Raw genomic sequence first — 4865 nt, 5'->3', positions numbered from 1 at the left:
TGTTATCGGTTCAATCGGCGTTTTAATCTAACTGAATTATTGCCACGATTTATGAGTGTGGCAGTTAGAACGCCACCTATGCCATATAGACTGTTAAAGATGGCTGAGCCTCATGGGTAATCAGGTACACTTATGTGTGGCAAAAAGGATATGGTAATGTTAATAGAGCTACCATGAACGGCGTTAGTAAAACGCCTCTGGTTTCAGAACCTAGGTGCGGTTCAAACCTTAACAAATGTCGTCCTGGTGATATAGCAACAGGATATCGATACTTATTTGATTTTAGTGGGCAAGAGTCTGGTAAATTCACAGTTTCAGCCAACTCTATAGCAAGTCCGTTTGGTTATTGGAGTGATTCTATTTATATTAACTAATAGACTACTGCGTGTACGAGTTAGTAATTTGTAACTCGCACACTTAATTTTCATTTAACACATCTTCAATCTTAAGTAGATAAACGTTCGAGCCGCTCTAAAATATCAAGCTTTTTTATTCTGATATTAATTCCTTCTGTAGTATCATCGCCTCTTTTTCGAGCTTCATTTAAGTCATTACGCATTATATCCAAAAAGTTATGCTTACTATTCCGATCTTCATCTATGCCCAACGGATCATACATTAACAGATATTCTTTTTCAGAGATTAACTTATTATCATATAATTCTTTAGACATCTTCATTAGTTCATTACTTGACATATTGGTTACATCATATTTGTTTGAAATTTCTTGCCATTTAGATTCAGCATTACGCCCAGCATCACTAATTGTTACTTTGTCAGTTGAAGTTGAAGTTGAAGTTGAAGTTGAAACATCTGTGGCTGTTGATTTAGTATCAGTATAAGTATTCTTTTGTATTTGTTCAGTGCGGCCTACCTGCACGCTATTATTTATGTACATAAACATCCCTTTTAATTAAAAATATAGCTGATAAAATAAATGCAATAATCAAACCATAACAGCACGTGCTAGCTATAAGCCTCTAATAATTAACAATATATATTTAGTTGTTTTATTATATGTCAATAATCAAGACACTCAGGGATAAATGGTCGGATTGAATTATGGCCTTCGAATAAACTAAGAAAGGTCTTCGCGGCTGAAGCCGCGCTGGAATCAAGCAATAAGTGCAACACGCCTACCAGTAAAGACCTCGAGGGGTGTTAGCCCGCCTAATATCTTTCTTGGCGTTAAATTTAGTTGTAATATCCTGTTCTCGATTTCCTCCTCTGTCAGCCTAGCCATGTCGAATTTCTTAGGCCAAAAACGCCGAATTCGACCGTTAGTATTTTCATTCGTTCCTCGCTGCCAACTCGCATAAGGTTTGGCAAAATAAACCTTCGCTCTCGTCGCTTCATGAACCTTCATATGGCCTGCAAACTCACCGCCATTATCCAAGGTTAGCGTCAATGCCGTATCGACCTGCCCAAGCAAAGCGATCATCGCATCACTCACTTCCTCTTTCGTTTTTCTGAATACTCTTCGTGCTAAGGTAAAACGACTGCAGCGATCCACTAATGTCACTAAATGAGCATTTTGCCCATGAACGGTATCGCCTTCCCAGTCACCTATTCGTTCTCTTGCTTCTACAATTTTCGGGCGCTCACTGATATCTACTCGGTCTGGAATCAAGCTGACACCCGCATTACGCTTCCTTTTGCCACCTTTCCAACGCGTTTTGCCATAGCGAGGGAGCTGCTGATATAAAGTGCCTCCTTGTTGCTTATTCTCTTCAATACGCCGATAAATGCTTGTATGACTCAAGCATTCACTTGGGGCGAATTCTATTGGCATACGGTCACTGATCGCCCCAGGAGACCAGTTAAGAACCATGCATTTCCGAATGATTTCGTCGGTACTTGGCTGGCGTTTACAGGCTTTTTTCGACATCCTTTTACGCTTACAGCTTAACGTATGTGCCATTTTCGGGTCATAGTTGAGGCTGGTGACATTTCGCTTTAACTCACGGCATACGGTACTAAAATGTACCCCGACTTCCTCGCGATCTGACGAAGTGTCATACCTTTTTTACGGGAGGCAGATATTTGGTATCCTAGTTCCTGAGTGAGCTGATGGTACTGTTTGTTCATGACAGACTCTGAATTTGTGTGTGAGAACTAAAATTCTGCCTTCAGCTCTCTCACTTTTCAACATTAATCTGTTGCACTTATTGTATTACTCCAGCATAACTCGTACATTTTTTATTTTTGTATTTATTCAAGACTTAGTAAATAACCGTTCAATGTTCTCTAGAATATCAATTCTGGTTATTCTCATATTCATTCCTTCTTTTGTATCCCCTGTTCGTCGAGCTATGTTTAAATCATCACGCATAGCACCCAAATAGTTATTTTTCTGATTTGGGTCTTCGTCCATGCTCAACGGTACATACATTAACAAATATTCCTCTTCAGATATTAACTTATTATCATATAACTCTTTAGACATCGTCATTAGTTCATTACTTGAAATATTGGTTACATCATATTTGTTTGAAATTTCTTGCCATTTAGATTCAGCATTACGCCCAGCATCACTAATTGTTACTTTGTCAGTTGAAGTTGAAGTTGAAACATCTGTGGCTGTTGATTTAGTATCAGTATAAGTATTCTTTTGTATTTGTTCAGTGCGGCCTACCTGCACGCTATTATTTATGTACATAAACATCCCTTTTTATTAAAAATATAGCTGATAAAATAAGTGCAATAATCAAACCATAACAGCACACGCTCGCTATAAACCTCTAATAATTAACAATATATATTTAGTTGTTTTATTATGTGTCAATAATCAAGACACTCAGGGATAAATGGTCGGATTGAATTATGGCCTTCGAATAAACTAAGAAAGGTCTTCGCGGCTGAAGCCGCTCCTACATTAAAGCGGATAAATGGGGCGGAGCGAATTAGGGGAACAGATAAACTAGATACTATTACTAATCATTATCAGCTTATCAAAGCCCAATGTTCTAACTAACTTTGTCAAAAAGTGAGTGACTAGCCAGTAAAATTCAAATCGAAGAAATGACTTTCTCGAAATAATAGCTGGTGTGAACGCGGCTGTGAGTTTCCGAAACAAGGCCGGAAATGTTGCCTACATTTTTCGGCATTTCCACCTTGACCCATAGGGCCTACGATATTCCATATATCACTCAGGCATTCCCCACGCTGACCCATAGGGCCTGCGATATTCCAGATATCACTCAGGCATTCCCCACGTCCTTGTGGGTCAGATGGGAAATGTCTTGAGATGTAGGGAGCATCTCTGACCATGTGAGCACGACATTGGTGAATCTGACCTATAGGGAGATAGGAAATATCTTATGTATGTCTGGAACATACAAGACCCTGCACGGCACCGCCGCAGGCTATAGATTAGAATGAAGCTATGGTTCTCAATAAACTAACCAAATACCAAACCAGTCAACTGAACCTAACTCAATGGATATTTAACTAACTTGTTATCTGACAAGTCATCACGTTTTTGTCCAAGTACGTCTTAGAATGATCGCTCTAGGTCGTTATTTGACCAAGGTTTGATAGCTTTCAAATAATAAACATCGTTAAATTATAAACCGGCTGCGCAGTTCTTCCGTAGGTAACATACAGGTATCGCGCTTGCCGAAGAGTGCATAGCGCCGACTCCCCAGCCAGTTATAGCAATAATCCCTGAATGAACGAGGCAAGACTGTAAATATTCGCAACAGAGGCCAGAAACCGGACAGGTCTTTACCGATCTCAAGCGCGGCATCGGTACGGGTATAACATTGACCTTGCTTGATAAGAAACAAGGTATCGCCGTGATCATTGATTAACGAATATCTAGCCATCAAGTCTTTCGCAGCCTGGCTTTGCATAGGAGTAAAGCAAAAAATCGACTTAGGATCTCGCTTAATGATGAAGTTAACCGCGCCATTGCAGAGATGACACACACCATCGAAGATGATGATATTGCTGGTTCCCATGGCACTCCTTATTTTTGCTTAATCAATCTCGACTGAATAGCGCCTCGACTAGGTGCTCATTGATGTTTACATTAGATCCTGAATGTTGGTTCGAAAATTGCTTTATTTACTGTGGCAGTAAAACCATCGCTCCCAAGGAAGGACAATAACATGATGACAGTCAATGGCTACCCCGCTTATGTGAATATTGACACCCATACGAGTAAACCATCACAGGTTCAAGCCAAAAATAATATCGCGACAAATTCACTGCGACCTATTGAGCCCCAGAATCATGTCATCGACCGAGACAACCAATATAGAGACTATGTCACCCTTTCATCACGCTCTCAAACTGCTGAAAGCTCTGATACCTATGACCAACTGGGATCGAAAGCCAAGCAAGAAACCAAATTACAAGCGGTCATGCAGCTTATACTGGATAAGCGTTCGGGCATTGACCGTGAGAAATTAGATAAGATCGAAGCTGACATACAAGATATTGCCAACAATGACAGCTTAAGCCAAGAAGAGAAGGAAGCACTGATCAAACTATTAGAAGAGAAAAAGACACAGCTGATACAAGAGTTTGTCGATAAAAATGAACAACACCAACAACAATTCGCTGATTAAATCACCTAATAGCCACTGATATTTATCGAAGAAGCATGTATAGCGACTAATAATAACGGCAAGGCGAATGCCGTCAGCAGGCAAGCAATCGCCTCATGCACGGCAATCAATGTAGGCTAATGCCAAGTGAGCACAGTTTTGTACAAAAGCATTGACCACTTATGCGCTATGATGACTCAGCACAAGGAGGAGCATCATGAAGCAAGTGACACTTAAGGCGGACCCGCGTGGTTCTGCTCAACATAGAAACAATAGTGAAAAAGCGGAATTTACCTTGGCCCAGGAGCTGGG

The 4865-nt window shown here is 40.3% G+C and carries 7 protein-coding genes and 1 pseudogene; 4 read left to right on the top strand and 4 right to left on the bottom strand.

Annotation, left to right across the window (positions count from 1 at the left end; translation table 11 throughout):
* A pseudogene (locus tag HRU42_RS20540) lies at positions 1-120 on the top strand (IS1595 family transposase); the annotation flags it as partial.
* Between the two features lie 14 nt (positions 121-134).
* Positions 135-374 carry a DUF4879 domain-containing protein gene (locus HRU42_RS21220; protein WP_367227201.1) on the top strand — a complete coding sequence of 80 codons (240 nt, stop codon included), beginning with the start codon at positions 135-137 and terminating at the stop codon, positions 372-374.
* A 71-nt stretch (positions 375-445) separates the two neighbouring features.
* On the opposite strand, the gene HRU42_RS20535 is transcribed toward HRU42_RS21220, so the two are convergent.
* From HRU42_RS20535 to HRU42_RS20525, 3 genes are all read right to left on the bottom strand, one after another.
* Positions 446-898: a hypothetical protein gene (locus tag HRU42_RS20535; protein WP_295033883.1), complete on the bottom strand. Its 453-nt coding sequence runs from the start codon at positions 896-898 to the stop codon at positions 446-448.
* A gap of 216 nt (positions 899-1114) precedes the next feature.
* Complete coding sequence (locus HRU42_RS20530; RefSeq protein ID WP_295033881.1) at positions 1115-1921, bottom strand: IS30 family transposase; 807 nt, start codon at positions 1919-1921, stop codon at positions 1115-1117.
* Between the two features lie 294 nt (positions 1922-2215).
* Positions 2216-2659, bottom strand: coding sequence for a hypothetical protein (locus HRU42_RS20525; protein WP_295033880.1), 444 nt, complete (start codon positions 2657-2659; stop codon positions 2216-2218).
* A 425-nt stretch (positions 2660-3084) separates the two neighbouring features.
* Here HRU42_RS20525 and HRU42_RS20520 point away from each other — a divergent pair, with 425 nt between their 5' ends.
* Complete coding sequence (locus tag HRU42_RS20520) at positions 3085-3246, top strand: hypothetical protein (protein ID WP_295033879.1); 162 nt, start codon at positions 3085-3087, stop codon at positions 3244-3246.
* 314 nt (positions 3247-3560) lie between these two features.
* Here the strand turns inward: HRU42_RS20520 and HRU42_RS20515 are convergent, their stop codons facing one another.
* On the bottom strand, positions 3561-3962 hold the full coding sequence (locus HRU42_RS20515) for a thiol-disulfide oxidoreductase DCC family protein (protein ID WP_295033878.1): 402 nt from the start codon (positions 3960-3962) through the stop codon (positions 3561-3563).
* Between the two features lie 150 nt (positions 3963-4112).
* Here HRU42_RS20515 and HRU42_RS20510 point away from each other — a divergent pair, with 150 nt between their 5' ends.
* Positions 4113-4574 (top strand): hypothetical protein, encoded by a 462-nt coding sequence (locus tag HRU42_RS20510; RefSeq protein WP_295033876.1) that lies wholly within the window; start codon positions 4113-4115, stop codon positions 4572-4574.
* The last annotated feature ends 291 nt before the right edge of the window (positions 4575-4865 follow it).

This window comes from Shewanella sp., from assembly GCF_013214165.1.
Lineage (GTDB): Bacteria > Pseudomonadota > Gammaproteobacteria > Enterobacterales > Shewanellaceae > Shewanella.
This window is presented reverse-complemented; position numbering and strand designations above follow the sequence as displayed.